20 protein-coding genes are annotated in these 22,844 nt (G+C 65.7%); 11 read left to right on the forward strand and 9 right to left on the reverse strand.

All coding sequences use genetic code 11. The features are described from left to right. The first annotated feature begins 19 nt into the window (after positions 1-19). From ACIBJI_RS15785 to ACIBJI_RS15795, 3 genes are all read left to right on the forward strand, one after another. Complete coding sequence (locus tag ACIBJI_RS15785) at positions 20-337, forward strand: hypothetical protein (RefSeq protein ID WP_364343617.1); 318 nt, start codon at positions 20-22, stop codon at positions 335-337. Positions 338-369: 32 nt separating this feature from the next. Further along, entirely contained in the window at positions 370-1,815 is a 1,446-nt protein-coding gene (locus ACIBJI_RS15790; protein ID WP_364343614.1) for an aldehyde dehydrogenase, read from the forward strand. A 508-nt stretch (positions 1,816-2,323) separates the two neighbouring features. Further along, on the forward strand, positions 2,324-2,863 hold the full coding sequence (locus tag ACIBJI_RS15795; protein ID WP_397084626.1) for a MarR family winged helix-turn-helix transcriptional regulator: 540 nt from the start codon (positions 2,324-2,326) through the stop codon (positions 2,861-2,863). An 88-nt stretch (positions 2,864-2,951) separates the two neighbouring features. Here the strand turns inward: ACIBJI_RS15795 and ACIBJI_RS15800 are convergent, their stop codons facing one another. Next, the gene (locus ACIBJI_RS15800; RefSeq protein ID WP_397084628.1) at positions 2,952-6,377 is read right to left on the reverse strand and encodes a DUF4328 domain-containing protein; all 3,426 of its coding nucleotides are present in this window, start codon (positions 6,375-6,377) and stop codon (positions 2,952-2,954) included. A 469-nt stretch (positions 6,378-6,846) separates the two neighbouring features. Between ACIBJI_RS15800 and ACIBJI_RS15805 the strand changes: the two genes are divergently transcribed. Together ACIBJI_RS15805 and ACIBJI_RS15810 are read left to right on the forward strand one after the other, a co-directional pair. Then, a complete protein-coding gene (locus tag ACIBJI_RS15805) occupies positions 6,847-7,407 on the forward strand; it encodes an acyltransferase family protein (RefSeq protein ID WP_397084630.1) in 561 nt (186 codons plus the stop codon). After that, positions 7,404-7,910: an acyltransferase family protein gene (locus ACIBJI_RS15810; RefSeq protein ID WP_397084632.1), complete on the forward strand. Its 507-nt coding sequence runs from the start codon at positions 7,404-7,406 to the stop codon at positions 7,908-7,910. Before ACIBJI_RS15805 ends, ACIBJI_RS15810 begins: the two co-directional genes overlap by 4 nt. A 129-nt stretch (positions 7,911-8,039) precedes the next feature. Here the strand turns inward: ACIBJI_RS15810 and ACIBJI_RS15815 are convergent, their stop codons facing one another. Continuing rightward, the gene (locus tag ACIBJI_RS15815; protein WP_364343602.1) at positions 8,040-8,534 is read right to left on the reverse strand and encodes a phosphoribosyltransferase; all 495 of its coding nucleotides are present in this window, start codon (positions 8,532-8,534) and stop codon (positions 8,040-8,042) included. Between the two features lie 96 nt (positions 8,535-8,630). Between ACIBJI_RS15815 and ACIBJI_RS15820 the strand changes: the two genes are divergently transcribed. Together ACIBJI_RS15820 and ACIBJI_RS15825 are read left to right on the forward strand one after the other, a co-directional pair. Beyond that, positions 8,631-9,215 (forward strand): NAD(P)H-binding protein, encoded by a 585-nt coding sequence (locus tag ACIBJI_RS15820; protein WP_364343599.1) that lies wholly within the window; start codon positions 8,631-8,633, stop codon positions 9,213-9,215. Positions 9,216-9,280: 65 nt separating this feature from the next. Next, positions 9,281-9,691 carry a hypothetical protein gene (locus tag ACIBJI_RS15825; RefSeq protein WP_364343596.1) on the forward strand — a complete coding sequence of 137 codons (411 nt, stop codon included), beginning with the start codon at positions 9,281-9,283 and terminating at the stop codon, positions 9,689-9,691. A gap of 160 nt (positions 9,692-9,851) precedes the next feature. Here ACIBJI_RS15825 and ACIBJI_RS15830 read toward each other — a convergent pair whose 3' ends face one another. The 6 genes from ACIBJI_RS15830 to ACIBJI_RS15855 are packed head-to-tail and all read right to left on the reverse strand — an operon-like array spanning position 9,852 to position 16,625. Continuing rightward, complete coding sequence (locus ACIBJI_RS15830; protein WP_397084634.1) at positions 9,852-12,539, reverse strand: fumarate reductase/succinate dehydrogenase flavoprotein subunit; 2,688 nt, start codon at positions 12,537-12,539, stop codon at positions 9,852-9,854. Beyond that, positions 12,536-13,282, reverse strand: a complete 747-nt coding sequence (locus ACIBJI_RS15835; protein ID WP_397084636.1) for an ABC transporter ATP-binding protein — start codon at positions 13,280-13,282, stop codon at positions 12,536-12,538. The genes ACIBJI_RS15830 and ACIBJI_RS15835 overlap by 4 nt, the downstream gene beginning before the upstream one ends. Continuing rightward, on the reverse strand, positions 13,279-14,172 hold the full coding sequence (locus ACIBJI_RS15840) for an ABC transporter permease (RefSeq protein ID WP_397084638.1): 894 nt from the start codon (positions 14,170-14,172) through the stop codon (positions 13,279-13,281). Before ACIBJI_RS15840 ends, ACIBJI_RS15835 begins: the two co-directional genes overlap by 4 nt. Then, a complete protein-coding gene (locus ACIBJI_RS15845; RefSeq protein ID WP_397084640.1) occupies positions 14,169-15,596 on the reverse strand; it encodes an ABC transporter substrate-binding protein in 1,428 nt (475 codons plus the stop codon). Before ACIBJI_RS15845 ends, ACIBJI_RS15840 begins: the two co-directional genes overlap by 4 nt. A 16-nt stretch (positions 15,597-15,612) precedes the next feature. Beyond that, positions 15,613-15,840, reverse strand: coding sequence for a ferredoxin family protein (locus ACIBJI_RS15850; RefSeq protein ID WP_040689749.1), 228 nt, complete (start codon positions 15,838-15,840; stop codon positions 15,613-15,615). Further along, the gene (locus ACIBJI_RS15855) at positions 15,840-16,625 is read right to left on the reverse strand and encodes a GntR family transcriptional regulator (protein ID WP_364343579.1); all 786 of its coding nucleotides are present in this window, start codon (positions 16,623-16,625) and stop codon (positions 15,840-15,842) included. The genes ACIBJI_RS15850 and ACIBJI_RS15855 overlap by 1 nt, the downstream gene beginning before the upstream one ends. Before the next feature lie 469 nt (positions 16,626-17,094). Here ACIBJI_RS15855 and ACIBJI_RS15860 point away from each other — a divergent pair, with 469 nt between their 5' ends. From ACIBJI_RS15860 to ACIBJI_RS15875, 4 genes are read left to right on the forward strand one after another with little or no spacing between them, the layout of a single operon-like run. Beyond that, entirely contained in the window at positions 17,095-18,804 is a 1,710-nt protein-coding gene (locus ACIBJI_RS15860; RefSeq protein ID WP_397084642.1) for a hypothetical protein, read from the forward strand. Then, positions 18,801-19,238: a FixH family protein gene (locus ACIBJI_RS15865; RefSeq protein ID WP_396955413.1), complete on the forward strand. Its 438-nt coding sequence runs from the start codon at positions 18,801-18,803 to the stop codon at positions 19,236-19,238. Before ACIBJI_RS15860 ends, ACIBJI_RS15865 begins: the two co-directional genes overlap by 4 nt. A gap of 31 nt (positions 19,239-19,269) precedes the next feature. Continuing rightward, the gene (locus tag ACIBJI_RS15870; RefSeq protein ID WP_397084644.1) at positions 19,270-20,388 is read left to right on the forward strand and encodes a hypothetical protein; all 1,119 of its coding nucleotides are present in this window, start codon (positions 19,270-19,272) and stop codon (positions 20,386-20,388) included. Next, complete coding sequence (locus tag ACIBJI_RS15875) at positions 20,388-20,933, forward strand: hypothetical protein (RefSeq protein WP_396955414.1); 546 nt, start codon at positions 20,388-20,390, stop codon at positions 20,931-20,933. The genes ACIBJI_RS15870 and ACIBJI_RS15875 overlap by 1 nt, the downstream gene beginning before the upstream one ends. Before the next feature lie 4 nt (positions 20,934-20,937). Here ACIBJI_RS15875 and ACIBJI_RS15880 read toward each other — a convergent pair whose 3' ends face one another. Further along, positions 20,938-22,734 (reverse strand): acyl-CoA dehydrogenase, encoded by a 1,797-nt coding sequence (locus ACIBJI_RS15880; protein WP_364343564.1) that lies wholly within the window; start codon positions 22,732-22,734, stop codon positions 20,938-20,940. Positions 22,735-22,844 lie beyond the last annotated feature (110 nt).

The raw sequence follows: 22,844 nt of genomic DNA on the forward strand, positions 1-22,844 counted from the left end.
ACCTACCAGGAGGCAACACATGGTCAAGGGAATCCTCTACGTCGAATCCCGGCCCAACTCCCCCGAAGACGCTGCGGCATTCAACCGTTGGTATGACGAGACCCACATGAAGGAAATGCTGGGACTCGATGGGATCGTCTCCGCTCGACGGTTCGCCCCCATCACCGAGGGCCCGTTCGTAGCGGTCTACGAGATCGAAGCCGACGACATCGCGGCCGTGCAGGAACGACTTGCCGAGACCACTAAAGCAGGAGGGTTCTCGCCGCCCGTTGGTCTATGTGTCGACCCGCCGCCGATTGTCCGCTTCTACCGCGACATCACCGCACCAACACTGTGAGTAGCCGAGACGATCCAGCACGAGGCATACGCATGGCCACACACGAGCATTTGTTCATCGGCGGGCGGTGGGTGAGGCCGGCCACCGCCGACACGATAGAGGTGATCTCGCCGCATTCGGAGCGGGTGGTCGCCCGTGTCCCCGCCGCGACGCCGACGGATGTCGATCGGGCTGTGTCCGCGGCCCGCACGGCCTTCGACGAGGGCCCCTGGCCGCGCACTGATCCGAGCGAGCGGATCGCGCTGGTTCGGCGGCTGGCCGAGCGCTACACCACGCGTGAAGATGAACTCGCCCAGCTGATCACCATCGAGATGGGTGCGCCGATCACCTTCGCCCGATCGGCGCACGCCCGGCTTCCCGGCGTCATGATGCGCGCCTTCGCGGATATCGCCGAGAACTATCCGTGGCAGCAGACGCGATCCGGATTCATCGGTGGCGATGTCCTCGTCGTCCACGAACCCGTCGGTGTGGTGGCCGCGATCATCCCCTGGAATATGCCGATGTTCCTCATCGTCGCCAAGTTGATTCCCGCCCTCCTGGCAGGCTGCACGATCGTGCTCAAACCCTCGCCGGAGACACCGCTGGACGCCTACCTCATGGCCGAATTACTCGACGAACTCGGCCTGCCACCGGGTGTCGTCAGCATTCTGCCCGGCGACCAGGACACCGGCCGTCACCTCGTCGCGCACCCGGGTGTGGACAAGGTGTCCTTCACCGGCTCCACCGCCGCCGGACGACAGGTGGCCGAAACATGCGGGGCCGCGCTGCGCAGGGTCAGCCTCGAACTCGGTGGCAAATCCGCCGCCGTGGTACTCGACGACGCCGATCCCGACGATGTCGCCGAAGGCATGCTCGTCGCCGGACTGATGAACAGCGGCCAGGCCTGCGTGGCCCAGACCCGGATACTGCTGCCACGGCACCGCAGCTCCGCATTTCTCGACGCCCTGGTCGACAAGGTCGAAAACCTCACCGTCGGTGACCCTTTCGATCCCGCGACCCGGGTGGGCCCGATGGTCTCGCAACGGCAGCAACACCGTGTCCGCGGCTATATCGAAAACGCACAGCACCAGGGCGCGCGCCTGCTCACCGGCGGCACCGCGCTGCCGGATACGGTCGATCGCGGCTGGTATATCCGGCCGACCGTCTTCGCCGATGTCGATAGTTCGATGCGGATCGCCAGGGAGGAAGTCTTCGGACCGGTTCTGAGTGTGCTGACCTACACCGACGACGACCACGCCGTGGAGATCGCCGATGCCACCGAGTACGGGCTGTCCGGCTCCGTGTGGACCGCCGATATCGATCGCGGTTCGGCCGTCGCCCTGCGCATCCGTTCCGGCACCCTCGGCATCAACCAGCCCTACACCATGGACCCTGCCGCGCCCTTCGGCGGTGTGAAGAACAGCGGCATCGGCCGCGAATTCGGGCCGGAGGGTATCGGCGCCTACCTCGATACGAAGTCCATTTCCGTGCGGGCCTGAACCACAGACCGAAGCCTATTACGAGCGAGAGCAGCGCGGATAGGGCCAAGATCGGGCGGTCGAACCGCGGATCCTCTTGCCGCTTCGCCGCCGCAACTGTCCCGGCGATAGCCGGCGCGCCATGCGGCGATGAGCGCCGCCCAATCGTCATGACATTTGGCATCTATGTTGCGTGAGGCGGGCATCACCAGCATGTCCGAACAGATCCTCCAGGCGAGCGCGGTGTGCGGCGTCCACCCCGGACGCGACATCACATCCTGCACCGAGACCCGGCCGTTGACGTCGACCCGGCGGATGCCGCACCGCCACTGCAGCTTCGGCACTGAGGCCACGCGGAACAGTTCGGTGACCGGACGGTCCTGGCCGTCACCATGCGGCGCGCTCGTCTCAGCCTTGCCCGGTAGAACCGGTGTCAGAAATCGGGTGTCATCGCTACCGTTCGCTTCCCGTGCCGTCACTCCGCAACAGCACAACTTATGGAGCGAATTCGCTGGGATACAGTGTTCTGATGCCCGAAGAAGCGCATCCCACACCAGTGGTGCGTGTCGGAGCGGAAGCGGGGTCCGATGGTGCTACCGCAGCCGTGGGGGGATCCGATGCCGACCTGCTCTCGCTCGCATCACAGCTGTGCTTTGCTCTGTATTCCACATCCCGATCGATGACCGCGGCATACCGGCCGTTTCTCGAGGGGATGGGTGTTACCTATCCGCAGTACCTGGCCCTGCTGGCGTTGTGGGGGCGGCCCGCGATGACCATGAAGGAACTCGGCGAACAGCTGCAGCTGGACTACGGCACGGTCTCACCGCTCATCCAGCGACTTCAGGCACATGGTTTGGTCGAGAGCGTCCGGAGTGCCAACGACCGCCGTGCCGTCGAACTACGCGCCACCGAAGCCGGACGCGCACTGCAACCGCAGGCCCGGCAGATGATCGAGGCGGTCATGGCGGAGGTCGGCTATCCGATCGAGCATCTCATCCGGCTGCGCGACCAGATCAACGCGCTCGGCGCCCGCCTCGACGCCGCCGTTGCCGAGCGATCCGGCCGGTAAGCGCCGTCCGCCCTGAGTCGCGCACCGAGTTCAGGCGTCGAGTAACTTGGGCCTGCCGACCGCGCGGACACAGAAAGTCGGCGCGAGTCTACAGTCGGCGGAGGGTCGTGAAAATCTTCTTGGCCGACTCGATATCGATGGCACCCGGCACGCCGCGATCGGAGACGATCACCGCGACCAATGTCTCGTTGCCACTGGTGAACCCGAACGTGTACACCGAATATCGCGAGCCGCCGCAGGGCTCGAGTGGGCGGGTCGTGCCGGTGGTCTCGACCATCCACCCGGCGATACCGCCACCCGCAGTGGTCAACGGCACGGCGGGGCCGGGCCTGGCGTCTTTGGTATCGTCCCACCCACCTTGGGCACCCGAACGACCGAAATCGACGGCGGCAGCGGCCGGATCCGAGATGTCTTTGGAGCGCGAAATCCACGATGCGGGCCCTCCCGAGGTCTCGCAGGTGGCCCGCTTGAAGTGGGCATATCCCTTGCCGGTGAGCCGTCCCCGAGAGCTCTCCACGCCGCCGATGACGGATGTGGACTCAACCGTCCAGTCAGCCGGAACTTCGTACGCCACACCGCGTTCGGGTGCCGACACCGTCTGGTTGATGTTCGCGGGGGGCGTCTCGACGCGAGGTGCCGATGGCGTACTCGTCGTGGATGTCGTCGACCGCGCGTTCTTCTTGGACGAGACCGGGGCCGACTGCCCGGGCATCCTCAGCACGGAAGTCGTTGCGCCGCTCGCGCCGAGCACGTACACATCGCCGGACCTCGTCACCTCCACAGCCTCGGGCGAAAGCGGCGTGGAAAGCGCCTCGGGAGCGCCGGACCCCGACGGAAAACGAAGAATCTGCGGTTTCACGCTGGACTCGGGAACAACGTAGAGATCGCCGCTGTCGCTGATGGCGATGTCGGCGACCTTTCCGGGGACCGCGTCGATCCGCACCGGCACAGACGTGCCGGCGGCAAGTTTCCATGTGGTGTTCGCGTTCCAGTTCTTTTTGTCGACGACGACGATGTCTCCGACATTGTTGACCGCAACCTCGCTGATCTCCTCGGGGCCCGGAAACGGCTGCACGATAACAGAATTCGACCCTGCAGGCAGCTTCTTCAGCGATCGTCCACCGCCTGCGATGTAGATGTCACCCGTGTTGCTCACCGCTATCGAACGGGGATACACGTCGTGGCCGGTAGGAACCGGGATCGGTGTGGCGGAGGCGGCCGATACCTTCAGGATTCCGTCGAACGTCGACGGCTGCGGGCCCAAGAACAACTCGTTACTGCTCGCGCCGACATAAAGATCACCGGCGTCCGTGGCCGTGAGCGAGAGGAGGCCGGACGGCCCGATGCCGGGGACCGTGGCCGCGGCGCCGGTGGCCGCGGACCTTTTCCAGACTCCCGATCCAACACCTTGGGAAAAGCTGCGTGAGTCGAAGAACCACATATCACCGGCACCGTCGACCGCCATATTGTCGACAGATTGCAGCTGCGCCGGAAGCGCGATCGTCGTCGGCGTTCCGGGCCGTGCCCTGCCCGCAGGAGCATCGCTGCGGCTGGACCCTAGGGAGGTAAGGATCGCTGCCACGATCACGGCGACCACGATGACCAACGCGAGGACGATCACGACTATTGCGCCCGCGTCGAGCTTGTCATGCCCCGGCCGCTCGACGACGTTCGCCGACCGTGTCGGTATCTGCTGTGCGAGCGGCGGTGACACGGTGGCGCCGCTCGCCGAGGGATCCTCATCACGCGGCGACATTGTGGGCGCAGCCGCGGACGACGTCACCGCACCCGGCGGCGGTGCGGGAACGGGTGTCCGTGGGGACGGTGCTGGATGCGGTGGCGCTACGGGTTCGAGGTGCGCGAGTACCTGCGCCGTGGTGAGGCGGGCAGCGGGTTGTTCGGCGAGGCAGCCGGTGATGACGAAGCGCAGTCGGGTTTCGGGTATGCCGGTGAGGTCTGGTCGCTGCGTGGCGATGCGGTGCAGCAGCGTCGCGGCATCCGCATCTCCGAACGGCGCGCGGCCGGTCAGCGCGAATGCCAGCACGCCGCCCAGGGAGAACATGTCCGATGCTGGCCCCGTCGGTACAGCGGCGAGTTGTTCCGGTGCTGTGAATACCGACGGCTCGGGCTGCGTGGGGACACCGAAATCGACGACACGGAGCCCGGCTTCGGTGATGATGACCGACGATGGGGTGAGAGCACCGTGCACGAGACCTGCGTCGTGGAGGGCGGACAAGGCGTGCGCGACACCTGCGGCGATGCCCTCGACAGCCAGTGGCGGTAGCGGCCCGCGTTCGGCGATCAGGTCGCGCAGCGAGGGTCCGGCAACGTATTCGGTCGCAATCCATGGCCGCCGCGCATCGGCGTCGGCGGCCGACACGACCGGTGTGAAGTCGCTGTGCACGGTCCGGGCCGCGGCGAACGCGCGAGCAAGCCCCATGCGGTCGGCGGCGTGGTGGGGGTGCATGGCCCGGATGACGACCTCGGTCGCGTCGGCTGCGCGACCCAGGTAGATATCGCCGACGGAGTCGGAGCCGAGTCGGCCGAAGAGTGTGTACGGGCCGATCGTCGAGGGATCGGTGTCGCGCATAGGCAGGGTGTGCGGGCCGGGTTGCACGGACGGCTCGGTGAAGGATGTGCTCGATTCGGCTGGCGGCACTGGGTCAGGAGTTGGTCGGGGTTCCTCGGTGGCCGCCGTCGAGGCAGATGCGGCAGCGGTGCCCGCCGGGCGGGTCCACGGCGTCGGTGATGACGGGGTGCGTGGTGTCGGCGCCGACCCGGTGCCGGGTCGACCGTCCAGGTAACTCGCGCGGATCTCCTGCCAGCGCTGGATTTGGATGATTATGGTCCCCAGGCAGATTGCCGCGACCGCCAGCACACCGGTTTGGATCAGCTCCACCGCGATCAGGCCCCATCCGCCCGCGGGGCCGACCCCGTACACGAAGTACTCGCCGGTTGTTTTTCCTCTCGGCTCCGGTGCGCTCAATCGGATCGTCACGACCGTGAGTGCCCAGCCGACCAGGAAGGACAGCCACCACGCGGTGACCAACGGCCCTGCCGGACGGCCACGCAGTACCGGTGCGTCGGCGGGGGTTCGTGGGTCGCTCGCGCGCAATACATCGGCGATGACCATGTGTGGGAACCAGAGGTTGACCACGGGACAGAACCAGCCGCCGATCACCCAGCCGATCGACAGTCGATGCCGTGCGGCGCACAGCATCTCGACATTGCGACGCGCGCGCCATAGCCACACGATGACAACGATTCCCGCGCACAGCAGCAACCACGACGCAATGCTGCCGGCCCAGGTGCTGGACTGCCATTCCTTGCGCATGTGTTGCGGTTGGTCCCAGCTTCTCTCGAAGTCCGCGAGGGTTACCCAGTCGATGATCGCGCTGACGAACAACATGACGACCGCCCCTGCGATCAGGGTGATCGCCGCGGCCCCGAACGGCCCGAGCGGACGGATGCGCCCACCGTCGCGCGCAATCGCGACTTGCCGTTGCACTGACATGCCTTAATCCCTTCTGCACCAGCAAATGACAGCTGCCCCGGTTCCCCTGGCCAACTGTCCCACGACATCACTTCGCCCGAGGTGACGCTGACATCAACTGGTCGATCCGGGAAAACGTTGGGTCGCAACCCGATCGCCATCCAGCCCCGGCCCGCCACGCATCATTCAGCCGATCCCTCAGCACGTTCGATCGGACGTGAGATAGTGACCGCAGTATCTGAACATCTCGCGCCGCGGCGCACGCTCCGAACCACACGGCCACTTGGCCGTTGGTGAGTACGACATGCAGATTGCCGCTGTCGGCACCGATCGAATAGACAGTGTTTTCCGCGGAGCCGAGTCGGCCCGCGCTGCCGTCGCTGACCGGCGTCCGGTGGTGGGCGGCGTTCGCGGTATTCGTGTTGCACGCCTTGGTTTTCCTGCCGGTCTACCCGTTCCAGAAGTCCGAGCTATTCGCGCAGATCCACTGGTGGGTACCCATGCAGCTGGGGCGGCGGGGGTCACCTTCTTCTTCGTGCTATCCGGATTCATCATCTACTGGTCGTTCCGGCCCGGAATGTCGGTGCGCGGCTTCTATCGGCGGCGAGTGCTCAAGATCTATCCCATGCATCTGCTGGCCGCGCTGGCCTTTGTGGTGGTGGCGAGTGTGCCGCTGTCACGGCTGGTCGTGTGGATGCCGAATCTGCTGCTCGTGCACACCTGGGTACCGAAATGGACCACCGTGGGCGGATTGAATGTGCCCGCCTGGTCACTGGCCTCGGAAATGCTGTTCTACCTGAGCTTTCCACTGCTGCTTCCGCTGATCATGCGGATCCCCACCCGGCGGCTGCTGCTGGCCGCGGGGCTGTTGATGCTCGCCATCATCGCCCTGCACACCGCCTACTACCTGTGGGTGCCCGGTCCGAAGGGGATCACCAATACCTTGCGCCACGGCTGCTTCCGGGTGAGGCCTCCCCGTTCTTCGAACTGCACGCCGATCCGCGCTGGTTCACCCAACCCGATATCCCGGTTTCGCTGTCGTACTGGTTGAGCTACAATTTTCCGCTCTCCCGGCTGCCGGAGTTCTTCCTCGGCGTCCTGGCGGCCCGCATGGTGCTCGAAGAACGTTGGCGCGACACATGTCTCACGCCGCCCCTGCTGGCGCTGGTCGGCGCGTACGCGGCGACCTGGCTGGTACCGGTCAACTACAAGATGTCGGTGCTGATGCTCGCACCGATGACAGCGGTGGTGGCCACCCTCGCCGCACGCGATCTGCACGGAATTCGCGGTCTCAACGCCCATCCGCGCATGATATGGCTGGGCAACGTCTCCTACGCCTTCTACCTGATCCAATTCCCAGTAATGGTGCTGATCACCCGGAATCTCATCGGCGGCAAACAGTTCGGCATCCTCGGCTGGGCCGGATTCGCAATATTGAGCCTGATCGTCTCGACCACCATCGCTGCGGTGCTGTACCACTGGGTGGATCTGCCCATCATGCGCCGCTTCGCTCGCGCGAAACGAACCACCGAACCGCAGCCGACACCGACCTGAACCGCCGTGCCTCAATGGCTCCGCCTCCGGGTGGCCGTCCTCAACGGTCACTCGATCTCGACATCGACTTCTGCGATCCGGCCGGCCGGTAATCACCGTCCGCCTGAGCCGCGCGCCGAGTCGTGCGGTTCAGGCGTCGAGTACCTGGGCCTGCCGATCGACCACCGGCGGTTCGGTGGACCAGGGGAAGTTGATCCAGCGGTCGGTGCGCCGCCAGACGTATTCGCAATCGACCTCGGAATGCGGTTTCTGGTACACGACCGCGCAGCGCACCTCGGCGACATGATCGATGCAGAAGTCGCGCACGAGTTTGAGGGTGGCGCCGGTATCGGCCACATCGTCGGCGATCAGGACCGTCGCGCCGGCCAGATCGACCGCCTGCGGGACCGGCGGCAGCATGACCGGGAGATCGAGGCGCTGATCGATACCGGTGTAGAACTCGACATTCATCACGTGCAGGTTCTTCACGTCCAGTGCGTAACCGAGCGCCCCGGCGACGAATAGGCCACCACGCGCGATCGAGAGGATCAGATCCGGTTCGAACCCGTCTTTGGCGATTTCGGTGGCGAGCTCGCGGCTCGCCGTCCCGAATAGTTCCCAGGTCAGCACTTCCCGATCCGCCATGGATCCTCCATCTCCCTCGATGCCGCTGGGCAAGAGCATACGACCAGCAACGACGCGGCGTTCCCCACTTCGGTCCGGGGAATTAGGGTGGGTCGGGTGCGGATCTATCTGGCCGGCGCGACCGGCGTCATCGGAACGCGGTTATTGCCCTTGCTGCTCGAGGCCGGACACGAGGTTGCGGGAATGACCCGGTCTGCGGCCAAGGCCGATCAGGTGCGTGCCGCCGGTGCCGAACCGGTGGTCTGCGATGTGTACGACCTCGACGCGCTCATCGCCGCGGTCGTAGCCTTCGGGCCCGATCTGTTGATGCATCAGCTCACCGATCTCCCCGACGATGCCGCGCTGCTCCCGGAACTCGCCGGTGCGAATGCGCGCATCCGTTCCGAGGGCACTCGCAATCTGATCGCCGCCGCGCAGGCTGCGGGCTCGAAACGCTTTGTCGCCCAGAGCATTGCGTGGGAGCCGCCAGCCGGTCGCGGTGCCGTCATCCAGGAACATGAGGCCGCGGTACTCGATATCGGCGGTGTGGTCGTCAAGTACGGCCAATTCTATGGTCCGGGTACGTACTACGAATCCGAGCTGCCCGATCATCCGCGCGTGCACGTGGATGATGCTGCCGCGCGGACGGTTTCGCTGGTCGGTGCGCCGAGTGGCGTGGTGGTTATCGCGGATCCCGCCTGATCCTCGGCGCGACTGGCTGCTTCGGGTCGTGGCCGTGCCGGTCGGTTTGGAATACGGTGGCGGGGGTGATCGCCCGGATCCGCTCACATCCGCCGAAGGAGACCCGCTTGCGCAACACGCTGCTTGTCACGTCCGTACTCGGTGCCGCACTGGTGGCGATGCTGCTGCCCGCTGGCGCTGCCGGTGCTCAGGCGCCGAGCGACGGTCCGCTGAAGGTGCAGGCGAGCACCGGCACCGATCAACTGCCGGTGACGGGTGTCGGGGTCGGCATAACCACATGCGCCGCCGGCCCGGTGCTTGCCACCTTGACAACCGGTGGCGATGGAACCGCGACGCAGGCCTTCCCGAACGGCTGCTACCAGGCGCAGGTTACCTCCGTGCCCTCCGGTTGTGAGCTGGCGAGCATCGCCTACGTCCAGGTCGACGTGGCACCCGGCGCGACGCCGCTCGCAAGCTTCCAATTCCGCTGCGCATAAATCGATTTCGACTCAGCAAGGCGGGTGTGGTCGACCGCTGCGGCAGACCGGAATCCGCGGTGATGCGGCCTGAGTAGGACGCTGCCGCGCAGTTCCGTCGGGCAGCGGCGCAGTGTCGCACCCCGGTTGCGATGACGCATAGCGCACAAGCGATATGCGGCTACGACAGAGGGTGTGCACTGTCCAACGCACGGCGTGCATAGGCGCGCACATCCGCATCGGTGTCATCGATCGCGAGCTTCAGCGCATCATGCGCCGCCCCGCTGTGCGGCCAAGTGGCAAGCGACAACACTGCCGCCTTGCGCACGTCGAGGTGCGGATCATGCAACGCTTCGGAAAGCGGGATGACGCCGAGATCGGGGGCCGCGCCCGCGAGACCCCGCGCCGCACCCACCCGGACCTGCCAGGCCGAGTGTGCGAGCGCGCCGACAAGTAGCGGGGTGTCATCTTGTGTCACACCGAGACTCGCGAAGGCGGCCAATGCGGCGGCACGCACGAGCGGATCCGGATCCTCGGCCAAGGCGTGCGCGGTTTCGGTGCCCTGACCGCCGATCGCCGACAACCCGTGCGCGACGGCAATGCGTACTTCGCGGTTTTCATCGGTCGCCGCGGCGGAAACGGCCCGCCAGTCATCGAGCGACACCAGCGCCCGCACGGCCTCGATGCGCACCCGATGATCCGAATCAGTCAGCGCCGCAACGAATTGCGCTGCGGATCCGGCTCGCAGCGCGCGCAGCAGATCCACGACGGTCGCCCGGACGACGGGATCGGGGGAGTGGAGTCGATCGGCGAGACCGGTCGAATCGGGAAGCACCTCAACGAGTTCGCGCAGGCTGGCCGCGGCCGCCGCGCGAACGGATGCCGCGTCATCGTCGAGCGCGCCGATCAATACCGACGTGAATCCCTCGGGGGTGTTCTCGGTCAGGACCGACAGTGCCGCCACCCGAACACCGGCGTCGGCATCGGACAGATAGGTCGAAAGGTCCGGCACTGTAGGAGAATCCAGGGCGAGCAGGCTGACCAGTCGCGGTGACGGTGGTGTGGTCGATGTGCGGACGGTGCGCGGTGCGTCGGCGGGTGCGCGCCCACCGATGAGTTCCGGCTGCGCGACCGGGACCGCGGTGGTGTCGGTCGAGGGCAGGTCATCGAGACCGGGCACCGGTACCAGATATGGCGCCACCGGCCGCTTCAGGAATTCCATCGCGCCATCGGAGTTCTTGCGCAGGTTCAGGTGATAACGCCACTCGGTATCGTCGCGCTGCGGCAGATCGGCACGTTCGTGATAGAGACCCCACCGTGACTCGGTGCGGGTCAGTGAACTGCGCGCCGCCATTTCGGCGCAATCGCGGATGAAGGAAACCTCGACCGCGCGCATGAGCTCATGCGGTGTGCGGGCACCGATTTCGGCGATCTCACCGCGCATCCGCTCGAAGGTCTCGACCGCGATCGACAGTTTCGCGGCCGTCTTCGGCGGCGCGACATAGTCGTTCACGAATCGTCGCAGCTTGTACTCGACCTGGGGCTGCGGCGGGCCGTCGGGCTGATGTAGCGGTCGATAGATCAGTTCGTGGGCCTCCGCCAGCTGGTCTTCCGGAAGTTCAACGGGCGCAGCGATTTCGGGTAGTGTGGTCGCGGCGTGGCCGCCCGCTAGATCGCCGAATACGAAAGCGCCGATCATGTAGTTGTGCGGCACGCACGCCAGATCACCGGCCGCATAGAGGCCGGGCACGGTGGTGCGGGCATGTTCGTCGACCCACACGCCGGACGCGGAATGTCCACCGCACAAACCGATTTCGGAGATGTGCATCTCGATATCGTGGGTGCGGTAGTCATGGCCGCGGTTGGCGTGGAAGGTGCCGCGGGTCGGGCGTTCGGTGGTGTGCAGAATGCCTTCGAGGGTTGTGAGCGTCTCATCGGGCAGATGCGACACCTTGAGATAGATGGGGCCGCGCGCGGATTCGATCTCGCGCTTGACCTCCGACATCATCTGTCCGGACCAATAATCGGAGTCGACGAAGCGTTCGCCCTTGGCGTTCACCTGGTACCCGCCGAACGGATTGGCGACATAGGCGCAGGCCGGACCGTTGTAATCCTTGATGAGCGGATTGATCTGGAAGCATTCGATACCGCTGAGTTCCGCGCCGGCGTGATAGGCCATCGAATACCCGTCGCCCGCATTGGTCGGATTCTCATAGGTGCCATACAGATAACCCGATGCGGGCAATCCCAAGCGGCCGGACGGGCCGGTCGCCAGAATAACTGCCTTCGCGCCCACCGTCACGAATTCGCCGGTGCGCGTATTCAATGCGGCCGCACCGACCGCGCGACCAGCATCGGTGAGCACCCGCACCGGCATGAGCCGGTTCTCGATGCGGATCTTCTCGCGCATCTTGCGTTGGCGCAGTACGCGATACAGTGCTTTCTTGACATCCTTGCCCTCGGGCATGGGCAGCACATACGACCCGGAGCGGTGCACCCGGCGCACCGCGTACTCGCCGTACTCGTCCTTCTCGAACTTCACGCCGTAGCGTTCCAGTCGCTGCACCATGGCGAAGCCGCGGGTGGCGGTCTGATAGACGGTGCGTTGGTTGACGATTCCGTCGTTGGCCCTGGTGATTTCGGCGACGTAGTCCTCGGGCTCGGCCTTGCCCGGAATCACCGCATTGTTGACCCCGTCCATGCCCATGGCCAACGCACCGGAGTGCCGTACGTGCGCCTTCTCCAGCAGCAGCACATCGGCGCCTGCTTCGGCGGCGGTCAGTGCGGCCATGGTCCCGGCGGTGCCGCCGCCGATGACGAGCACATCGCAGTCGAGCCGGATCCGGTCGGATAGCTCGGGAATATTCACAACTTCTCCAGGATTTCGGCCTTCACCGACCGGCGGTCCGCGGGTGTGCGCGGTTCGGGCACATCGACCACGGTGTGCAGTACGCCGCCGCCGAGTACCGCGATGCGGTCGCCGAGCAGTAGCGCCTCGTCCAGGTCATGGGTGACGAATACGACGGTGGTGGGGTGAGCGCGCCAGGTATCGATCAGCAGGCGCTGCATGGTTGTTCGGGTTTGGGTGTCGAGTGCGCCGAACGGTTCGTCCATCAGCACCGCGCGCGGCGATCCGGCGAGACTACGTGCCAGTTGAACTCGCTGACGCATGCCGCCGGAGAGGTCGCGCGGAAGATAGTCGCCGTAGCCGGTGAGCCCGACCTCCTCCACCCAATGCCGGGCACTCGCCTTGCGTTCGGTGCGCGGTACCTTGCGCAACTGCAGTGCGAGCTCGATGTTCTGGCGCACGGTGCGCCACGGCAGCAGCGCATCATCCTGGAAGACCAGGGCCCGATCGGCGGACGGTCCGGTCACCGCGATGCTGTCGGCGCGGATCACGCCCTGGTCCGGCTTGCGCAGTCCGGCGATGGCCCGCAGCAGCGTCGACTTACCGCAGCCGGATTTGCCGACCACGACCAGGATTTCGCCGGGCGTGATGGCCAGCTCGAGGTTTTCGAGCACCGTTTTGCCGCCGTAGGCGATGCGAATTCCGTCCAGGCTCAACCGCATCCCGGTCGTCGTCGGGGTAGCGGGTGCGGTTGTCGTGGTCATTCGGCGACCTCCCTCGGCAGCCAGCGGGTGATTCGACGTCCGGCCAATTCCACGATTCCGGAGGTGCCGAAGCCGAGGATGCCGATGGTGATCATGCCGACGAATACCGCCGGATAATCGACGATGGTGTAGGCCTGCCAGGTCCGGTAGCCGATGCCGAGTCGCCCGGAGATCATCTCGGCCGAGATGAGGCAGATCCATGCCACGCCCATGCCCACCGACAGACCGCTGAAGACGCCGGGCAGGATGCCCGGGAATACCACTCGCACAAGGACATCGGTGCGCGATGCGCCCAGTGTGCGCAGTGCGTCCTCCCAGATGGTCGGCAGTGCGCGCACCGCGTGCCGGGTGCTGACCAGCACCGGGAACAGCGATGCCATGAAGGTGATGAAGACGATGCCGGATTCGTCGCTCGGGAACAGCAGGATCGCCACCGGCACCAACGCGATGGCCGGAATCGGCCGGGCCAATTCGGTGAGTGGTCCGAACACCGCGGCGAAGAGCCCGGAGCGGCCGAGACCGATGCCCGCGACCACACCGACCACGGCCGCAAGCCCGAATCCGGTGAGAATGCGGATCAGCGATTGCGCGACATCGACATAGAACTGGTCCGACTGCAGCTGCTTGCCGAATTCGCGGATGATCTCGTTGACCGTCGGCAGCGTGTCGAAGCGCAGCCACCACCGCACATTATTGGCGGTGAGCAGCTGCCACAGTCCGATCGCGGCCGCGACCGACGCCACCTGGAGCGCCCGGGTACGCCATGCGGAACTTCCACGTGCTTCGGCGGTTTGATCACCATTGGTCGCGGTTGGGCCGACCGGGTCCGCGGTGCGCCCGCTCGTTGCCCGGCCATCGGTCAATATCGAGGCGCTGCGCGATGCGGTCATGGTCGCACTTCCGTGACGGCCTGGTCGTAGGAGATCGCCGTCGCGCCCGGGTGCGCCTGCCGATAGCGCTGCGCGGCCGCGGGTGTCGTGAACGGCAGGAAGCTGGCACCATCGCGCAGCCACACCGCCTTATCGGCGAACCAGCGCGTGCCGAGTTCGGCATCGGGCACATAGGCGGCGCGGATGGCCTTGCCCTGTGCCTTGGCCGCCTGGACCGCGCGCAGCAGGCAGGTCGGATCGGCGGCTGGCTGCGGTTGATCCGTGCCGTCGAGCCACAGCTCACCGGCCTGCGCGGCGTTGCTCACCGGACGCGCGCAAACCAGGTCGGTGCCGGCTACACGGCTCGGGTTGACAGTGGAGGCCACCGCTTGGTCGTAATCGCCCGCGCCGTTGTCGGCGAATGCTTTGCGCAGCGGCGCGGGATCGACGAACTTATCGATATCGAGTTCGGCGAAGTCGCCGATCGACTTCAGATACTGCACATCGCCTTTGAACGCGTCGATCAGACTGGGCTTGAGGGTGGTATCGAAAGACGTTCCGCCGGGCCCGTTGTAGAGGTACACGACTTCCTGCGGCAATCCGGAACCGTTGGCGACGATCTTGGCGGCTTCGAACGGCTTGTCGTTCAGGAACTTCGTGGCATCGAGTTGGGCGGCGAGGAAGGCTTGCAGCACCTCGGGATGGTCGGCGGTGTAGGAGCGTCGTGCGACCACGCCGTGGAAGGTGGGCACGCCCAATTCCGCACCGTCGTAGAGCAATTTCGCCTTGTTCTGGAAGACCAGCAGTCCGGGCCAGGCCACGAACTGCGCGAGCGCGCCGACCTGGTGCGATTCCAATGCGGTCGCCCCGATCTGCGGCTGCTGGTTGAGCACCTCGACACCCTTGGCCGGATCGACGCCGGCCCGCGAGAGCGCCTGCACCAGGGTGCCGTGTCCGGCCGAGCCGACGCTGGCCGAAATCTTCTGCCCGGCCAAGTCGTCGACCCTGGTCGCCGCCGAATCTTGCGGGACCACAACCATATTGAGCGCACCCTTGGGGTTGTAGCCGGTCACTGACACGAACGCTGTCTTCGCGCGCTCATTGGACTGGGTGCGAGATCCGTTGATCAACAGCGGATAATCGCCCATCGATCCGATATCGATCTTCTCGGCCAGCATCTGCGCGGTGATGGGCGCACCGGTGTCGTAGTCCTGCCACTCCACCTGGTACTTGGCGCCGCCGCTGTCGGTGATCTTCTGTAGCCGCTGTTCCAGATAGCCCTGGGCGCGCAGCAGGGTGCCGGCGGTGACGGTATTGATGGTCTTGGACTGATAGCCGACGACGACCTTGACGGTTCCGGCGGGGGTGCTGTCGGAACTCTGCAGGGAGCAGCCCACCACGGCGAGTGCGACGGCGAGCAGCAGGGGAGCGAGGCGTTTCTTCATGGGACTTCCGGATCGTTCAGCGCAACAGATAGGGCATATTGACGGTGACGGCGCCCGTGGGACACCGGGCCGCGCATGGGCCGCAGTACCAGCACTCGTCCACGTGCATGAAGGCCTTACCGTTTTCCGGATTGATGGCCAGCGAGTCGAGCGGGCAGATCTCCACGCACAGCGTGCAACCTTGGATGCATAGTGATTCGTCGATGGTCACGGGAATGTCGGTGCGTTGGTTCGCCAGTGCCATCAGATGACCTTCCATTCGGATGTGCTGCGGATCAGGCTGCCGCGCATGGTGATTCGGTCCCCGCGCATGCGGATGTACTCCAGATCTACCGGTCTGCCGTCATCGAGCCGGGTCAGCCGTTCGAGCATCAGCAGCGCGGCGCCCTCGGGTGCTTCCAAGGTGGCGGCGGTGTGCGCGTCGGCGGTAATCGCTTCCAGCGCCAGGTCGGCCGAGCCGAGCGGTCCGCCGCTGATCTGTTCGATGAGTACGAAGATGTCGTTGGTCTCGAGATCGTGGCCGAGGATCTCGGTGCCGATATCGGGTGCCAGGTAGGTCAGATCCAGGCTCAGCGGCAGGTCGGCGAGATAACGCAGTCGTTCGATATAGACCACGCGCTCACCGGGATTGAGGCCGAGTTTGCGCGCGACGGCGGGTGGTGCGGTGATATGCATGGCGGCGCGCACCTCGTTGCGCACGGTGCCGTGGCCCTTGAGAGTTTCCTGCAGCCCGAGCAGTGCGTCCAGCCCGTGATCGTATTTGCGCCGGGCGACCCGGGTGCCGACCTTCGGCACCCGATCGATCAACCCTTCGTCCTTGAGCAGCGCGAGCGCGTCGCGGACAGTGTTGCGCGACGCGTCGTATTCCGCGACCAACTGCTGTTCACTCGGCAGCACGTCATCGAACGCCCCCGCATGTATCTGATGACGCAGCACGTCGGCTATCCGGCGCGCCTGGTCGGCCCGCAACCGTCGCACGGGCGTCGCCTCGGCTCCCACCTCCGCCACCTTTCTCTCGCTGACCTGCATGGATAGCGACGATAGCTGCCGCTCGGACGCCCAAATGCGCGCTAGCGAGCGCCATAAATCAGCGGATGTTATTGCGCCGCTCCCTGCTGCCTCTGACCTGGGCGGATAGGTCTCGGAGTGGCCATTGCGCCACCCTGCTCGCGGCCGACGAGTTTCGATCACACAGATTCGAATGCCGGGCGATCTGGGTGATTCGGAACAACCGTGCGCGGGTGAGCCCGGGGCGTCGGTTCCGCAGCGCACAAAGCCCCATGATTGCTCTGACCAACACGCTGCCAGAGCAGCCACTTCTGGCTGGGTTCCCCCGTGGCGGTCCGCCGAGGGGGATCACTGCCCGCGACACCCCATTCGTTGTCGGGTCGACAGCACCGTCGTCCATGGGCAGCGGTCAGCGCTTGGGCTTGCGCCGCGCGGGCGCACCCCGATTCTGGTTATTGAATCAGCAGGTGACCCAGCGGTGGTTTCGGCGGTGAGTTGGGGGATTATCCGGATGCTGGTCCAGGGCGGCATCACTCCGGTGGGGGAGGCGAAATCCCCACTGGGGGTGATGTTCTGGCGGGCGCGCATCCCTACCATGACGGGCGTGGCTGTTGTCGGCGGTGTTGGTCGTACTTTGCTGGTCGCAGGGGTGTGCGCGTTGTTGGTGTCGATGGGGGTGGGTTCGGTATCGGCGGATTCGGCCGCCTCCGGTTCGGATATTTCGGTCGCGCAGTCGCTCGGTGATCGGGAGCTCACGATCATCTTGCGCCGGGTGACCAGCGTGCCGGGGCCGTTGCGGGTGGATGTGGTCACCCATGCCGGTACCGCGCCCGGGCAACTCACGCTGGCGGCGACTCCGACCGGGGTCTCGACGCGATCGACGCAGCCCGCACCGGGAGCGCCCACCGCCGAGGCGGTTGTCGAACTGGGCGGCACTCCGGGGATGTATTCGGCGACCGTCCGAATGGACCGCGCCGGGCCGTGGGAACTGGCCGTCGGCGACGGTATGCGGGTGGCGCGGATTCCGTTCATCGTGCCCGCGCAGGTGACCTCGCCGCCCGAGCGCTTGGTGTATGGCGGGTTTCTGGTGGCGGGCGTACTGCTGCCCGTCGCCGTGGTGATCGCGATGCGTGCTCGGCGCAGCGTGTGGGCGCTGGTTCCGGCCGCCGGAATGGTGGCCGGGGTGGCGGTTTCGGTGACGGCCGCACTGCTTTCGGCATCGCTACCGTTGCCGCCGCAACCCGGCGCTCAGCTCGATCCCTCGCTCGACAATGTCACCGATCCCTATGCCGTGAATCAGCCGTTGATTTCGGACTTTTCGCGGCCGCCGGTACTGCTCACGGTCGCCGGTGGGACCGTGACCGCCGGACAGCCGGGCGATCTCGAGCTCGGTCTGATCGATGCCGCCACCGGTGCGCTCGTCGACGATCTGGTCGTGCACGACAGTGCGCTCATGCATCTGCTGCTGGTAGGCCCGACCGGTCGTCTGTCGCATCTGCACCCGATCCGGACCGGACCAGGTCGGTATCACGTTCATCTCGCAGCGCCCGAGGCCGGGCGATACGCGCTGTCCGCGGAGTTGGCGCGGCGCGGCGGTGGTGTGCAAATGGTGCGCTCGGCAAGCGGATTCACGGTCTTGCCTGGTGCTGTGGCACCGGAATCCGCCAGTACCACAGTGCATCTCGGTGGCGGTGACAAGGCCGCGTCAGCCGTTGTCGACGGCAACCAGGTCACTGTCAGGACGACCACGCCGGTCGCGGGGGTGCCGACCACTATCACCGCCGAATTCGGCGACGCCGCCGATCTGCAACCGTGGCTCGGCATGGTCGGCCATCTGATAATGGCGGGTCCGCTGCCCCACGATCCGAATATCGGTGCGGCCGTGCAGACTTCACCCATCTGGGGGCACGGCCACTCGATGGGCGCGACGTCGATGCAGGGTAAGTCCGAAATGCCGGGGATGGACATGGCGGGAATGGATATGACCGAGCCCGCCGCGAGCCACGGCACCATGCTCATGCCACCGGCCAACGGCGAAAGCGCTCCTGACGAGACGGTCGCCGCATACGGTCCCGATGTGCCGTTCACGTACACCTTTCCCCTCGCGGGACGCTATCGCCTCTGGATCCAGGTCGAACGGCGCTACACCGTGCTCACCGTCCCCGTCGTACTCGATGTCGCGGCGGGAGCACGGCCATGAGCGGGCAAGCGGAGAACACAGCGGCACCCCGGAAGGGTGTACTTCTCCCGGGGGGAGCGGTCGTCATCGTGCTGGCCGCCATCGCCTGGTTCGTCTGGCCGCGCCCGGCCGGTCCGCTCGTGTTGAAAGCCGGTTCCCCGCAACATCTCGTCACCATTTCCATCGACAGCGTCCGAATCGGCAGCACCGCAATCGATATCAGCGTCACCGACCGCACCGGCGCTACGAAAGACCATGCCGCAGTGAGTATTCAAGCGAACCAGCCACTCACGGGCCACGCCGGAGAGCCCGTCGCGGCGATGGCCACCGGTCCGGGACATTTCCACGTCGCAGCGGTACCACTGATGATGACCGGCCCGTGGGAGCTTCGACTATCGATCGACGAACACGACAGCGTCGACGAACTCGCGGTGCCGATCTGGGTCGGCGGCTGAAACCATGCACACATCAGGAGGAATGAGCACCATGAGCACCGCAGCACCGGTCGAAGCCGACACTGGACCGGAGATCTCGGATGACACCACCGCAGCGCGCATCGGCGCCTGGGGCGTACTACTCGGAACCGCAGTCACATTGATCGGACTCAGCTGGGATATCGAGTGGCACAACGAAGTCGGCCCCGATACCTTCTTCACCCTGCCGCATCTGTTCCTGTACTCCGGCAGTGCGATATCCGGATTCGTCAGCCTGGCCATGGTTCTCATCGCGACCTCGGCTCAACGTGCCGGTCGGCCCGTGCCTCGTCTCGGTGGCACCCCTATCCGTGTCTTCGGCAGCAACCTGACCGCACCGCTCGGCTATATGATCGCCGGAGCCGGTGCGGCACTATTCCTCCTCTACGGCCTACTCGATCTGGAGTGGCATTCGATCTACGGCTTCGACGCGGTGCTCAATACCCCGTCGCATGTAGCGCTGTTCCTGTCCAATGCGCTCACCATGATCGGCAGCATCATCGTTTTCGCCGCCCACCGTGATCACCGCTGGGGCCGCGGCGGCATCGTCGTCGCGATTCCGATCCTGATCACCTTCGCCCCGATTCCCACCAATGCATTGAACAACCTGCACCTGCCCGTCGATCCGACCATCCTGGGCATCGTCGCGTTCGGGCCGATGCTGCTCATCCTCGGCGCGGCACTGTTGGCCCGTGCGGGCGCGGCCATTGCCATCGCCGTTTGGCTCGGTGCGATGCAGGCGTTGCTCTGGTGGTTCTCGCCCTGGGCCGCGGAAACCTACGCGTCGGCGATCGGACTGCCGCTGCGTGACGGTCTCACCGGACGACCGCCGGATCTGCCCGTCATGATGCCGATGTTCCTGATCGTCGCGGCGGTCGCGGTCGAGGGACTGTTCTGGCTGGCCCGTACCCGTGGTTTCGATGCGCGCAAAATCGTCTTGGTGGCCGGTGCCGTGACCGGCGTCATCATCGGCGCGACGTTCCCGCTGCAGTTGAATCTGGTCCGCGCTACCTCGCATATCGCCCTCGGTGACATCGTGACGATCACGCTGCTCGGCATTCCGCTCGGCCTGCTCGCCGGATTCCTCGGCGGCCGGTTCACCACCATGCTGCCCGCGACGAAGGAAGCGTGATGACCGTACTCCGCAGGCTCACCGTCACCGTACTGGCCGTGCTCACCCTGTCGCTGATCGCCGTCGCCCCCGCCTCCGCCTATGCGCCGGTCGAGATTGTGCACACCGAGCGTGTCCAGGTGGGGCCGTACGGCGTGACCGTCGGCTTCTCCACCTGGCCGATCCGCGCGATGAAATCGCTGGACTTCACCTTCATGCCCGATGGCGGCATCGCCGACAAATCCGGGACGCTGCGCTTGACCGGACCAGCGATCAGGCCCGGTCGCCGCGCCACGCCCCTTGTCCGCCATCCCCGCAAACGCGAGTCTTGGGGCTTGGACGTCAAGGCCTTCGACGCGCCCGGCACCTACACCTTCACCTTCGCGATCGATGGCCCGCTCGGACACGGCGAAGGGACCATCGGCGATGTCACCGTGCTCGACCAGCCCGGACCGCCGCTGCCGCTGAGCTGGACGATCGGCACCCTACCGCTGGTCGGCCTGCTGGTCTTCTTCGTGGTGGCCTGGCGTCGCACCCGCCCGGGACGGCAACCGCTGGTCGTCTGACGGGTCAGAACCAGGCGTCGCGCATCTCCAGTGTGGTGCGGTCCATCAGCTCCAGCAGATCCAATTGCGGTGTGGTCTTGGGCAATTCGTAGCGGAAGAAGTAGCGGGCGGCGGCGCGCTTGCCGTCGTAGAAGTCGCCTTGTTTGCCGTGCGCGGCCAGTGCCTGCTCCAGCCAGATCCAGGCGACCACGACGTGTCCGAAGGCCTCCAGGTAGGTGCTGGAATTGGCCATGGCGGCGGCGATATCGCCGGAGGCGAACATCCAGCCGGTGACGGTGAGCAGCCGCTGCCAGACCGCATCGAGCTGTCCGCCGAATTCGGTCCACTCGCCGCCGGCGTCGGTGGCCGCCAGTACGGTCCGCTCGATCTGTGCGGCCAGCAGCCGCAGGCTCGCGCCGTCGTGCTGGATCACCTTGCGGCCCAACAGATCCAGGCCCTGGATGCCGTGCGTGCCTTCGTGGATGGGATTGAGGCGGTTATCCCGGTAATGCTGCTCGACATCGTATTCGCGGGTGTAGCCGTAGCCGCCGTGCACCTGGATGGCGAGGCTATTTGCCTCCAGACACCATTGCGACGGCCAGCTCTTCGCCACGCCGGTGAGAATTTCCAGCAGCAGCGTGTGCTCGCGTTCGGCCGCCGGATCTGTGGCGGTGCGTTCCAGGTCGACGAGGCGGTTGCAGTAGAGCAGCAGAGCGAGCGCGCCCTCGACATAAGCCTTCTGCGCCAATAGCATTCGCCGTACATCGGCGTGTTCGATGATCGGCGTCTGCGGTGCGGACGGATCCTTGGCGGTGACGGCGCGGCCCTGCCGGCGTTCCCGGGCGTAATCGAGCGATTTCAAATATCCGGTGTAGCCCAACGCTGTTGCGCCCAGACCGACGCCGAGGCGTGCCTCGTTCATCATGTGGAACATGTAGGACAGGCCGCGATGCGGTTCGCCGACGAGGTAACCCACCGCGCCGGGCGCGCCATCCGGATTGTGCTTGCCCTCACCGAAATTCAGCACCGTATTGGTGGTGCCTCGATATCCCATCTTGTGGTTCAAACCCGCCAGCACCACGTCGTTGCGCGCGCCGAGCGAACCGTCATCGGCCACCAGGTATTTCGGCACGATGAACAGCGAGATGCCCTTGGTTCCGGCAGGTCCGCCCGGAATCTTGGCCAGGACGAGGTGCACGATATTGTCGGTCAGCTCGTGATCGCCGCCGGAGATCCACATTTTCGAGCCGAACAGGCGGTAGGTGCCATCGGCCTGGGGTTCGGCGCGGGTGACGATATCGGCCAGCGACGAGCCCGCCTGCGGTTCGGACAGACACATCGTCCCGGTGAACCTGCCCTCGACCATGGGCTTGACGAAGCGGTCGATCTGCTCCGGAGTCCCATGCGCGGCAAGGAGATTGGCATTGCCGACGGTCAGGAACAGATAGCCGGCGGTGCCGACATTGGCGGCCTGGAACCAGCAGAATCCGGCGGCCTCCACGGTGGCGGGCAGCTGCAGCCCGCCGATCTCCTCATCCATCGCGGCGCCGATGAGATTGGCCTTGGCGAAGGTCTCGATCGCGGCCTTCACCTCCGGGATGATAGTGACCTTCTCGCCGTCGAAGGTCGGCTCATTGCTGTCGTTGCGCTTGTTGTGAGTGGCGAAGTGCTGGGTGGCCAGATCCTCGCAGAGGTCGAGAAAGCCGTCGAAGGTCTCTCTGGAGTGTTCGGTGAACCGGGGCAGCGCCGTGAGCTCCTCGACCCGCAGCCATTCGTAGAGCAGGAAGTCCAGGTCCCTACGGGAGATCAGGGTCGAGCGCACGGGCACATCCTCTCGCAGTGGCGGAGCACTGGCCCAGACGGGCGCGGTACTCGCTCGGGTCGGTTTGGTACATTACTACGCATGTGTCGCGAATCGATCCCAGGGCTGGG

This window comes from Nocardia sp. NPDC050408 (assembly GCF_044458905.1).
In the GTDB taxonomy this organism is placed as follows: Bacteria; Actinomycetota; Actinomycetes; order Mycobacteriales; family Mycobacteriaceae; genus Nocardia.

Excerpts from the sequence above, each read along its gene's own strand:
- ACIBJI_RS15835 (WP_397084636.1), bottom strand. The coding sequence starts at position 13,282 with ATGACCACGACAACCGCACCCGCTACCCCGACGACGACCGGGATGCGG.
- ACIBJI_RS15850 (WP_040689749.1), bottom strand. The coding sequence starts at position 15,840 with ATGGCACTGGCGAACCAACGCACCGACATTCCCGTGACCATCGACGAA.
- ACIBJI_RS15790 (WP_364343614.1), top strand. The coding sequence starts at position 370 with ATGGCCACACACGAGCATTTGTTCATCGGCGGGCGGTGGGTGAGGCCG.
- ACIBJI_RS15870 (WP_397084644.1), top strand. The coding sequence starts at position 19,270 with ATGAGCACCGCAGCACCGGTCGAAGCCGACACTGGACCGGAGATCTCG.
- ACIBJI_RS15855 (WP_364343579.1), bottom strand. The coding sequence starts at position 16,625 with ATGCAGGTCAGCGAGAGAAAGGTGGCGGAGGTGGGAGCCGAGGCGACG.
- ACIBJI_RS15865 (WP_396955413.1), top strand. The coding sequence starts at position 18,801 with ATGAGCGGGCAAGCGGAGAACACAGCGGCACCCCGGAAGGGTGTACTT.
- ACIBJI_RS15840 (WP_397084638.1), bottom strand. The coding sequence starts at position 14,172 with ATGACCGCATCGCGCAGCGCCTCGATATTGACCGATGGCCGGGCAACG.
- ACIBJI_RS15845 (WP_397084640.1), bottom strand. The coding sequence starts at position 15,596 with ATGAAGAAACGCCTCGCTCCCCTGCTGCTCGCCGTCGCACTCGCCGTG.
- ACIBJI_RS15785 (WP_364343617.1), top strand. The coding sequence starts at position 20 with ATGGTCAAGGGAATCCTCTACGTCGAATCCCGGCCCAACTCCCCCGAA.
- ACIBJI_RS15800 (WP_397084628.1), bottom strand. The coding sequence starts at position 6,377 with ATGTCAGTGCAACGGCAAGTCGCGATTGCGCGCGACGGTGGGCGCATC.
- ACIBJI_RS15875 (WP_396955414.1), top strand. The coding sequence starts at position 20,388 with ATGACCGTACTCCGCAGGCTCACCGTCACCGTACTGGCCGTGCTCACC.
- ACIBJI_RS15815 (WP_364343602.1), bottom strand. The coding sequence starts at position 8,534 with ATGGCGGATCGGGAAGTGCTGACCTGGGAACTATTCGGGACGGCGAGC.
- ACIBJI_RS15795 (WP_397084626.1), top strand. The coding sequence starts at position 2,324 with ATGCCCGAAGAAGCGCATCCCACACCAGTGGTGCGTGTCGGAGCGGAA.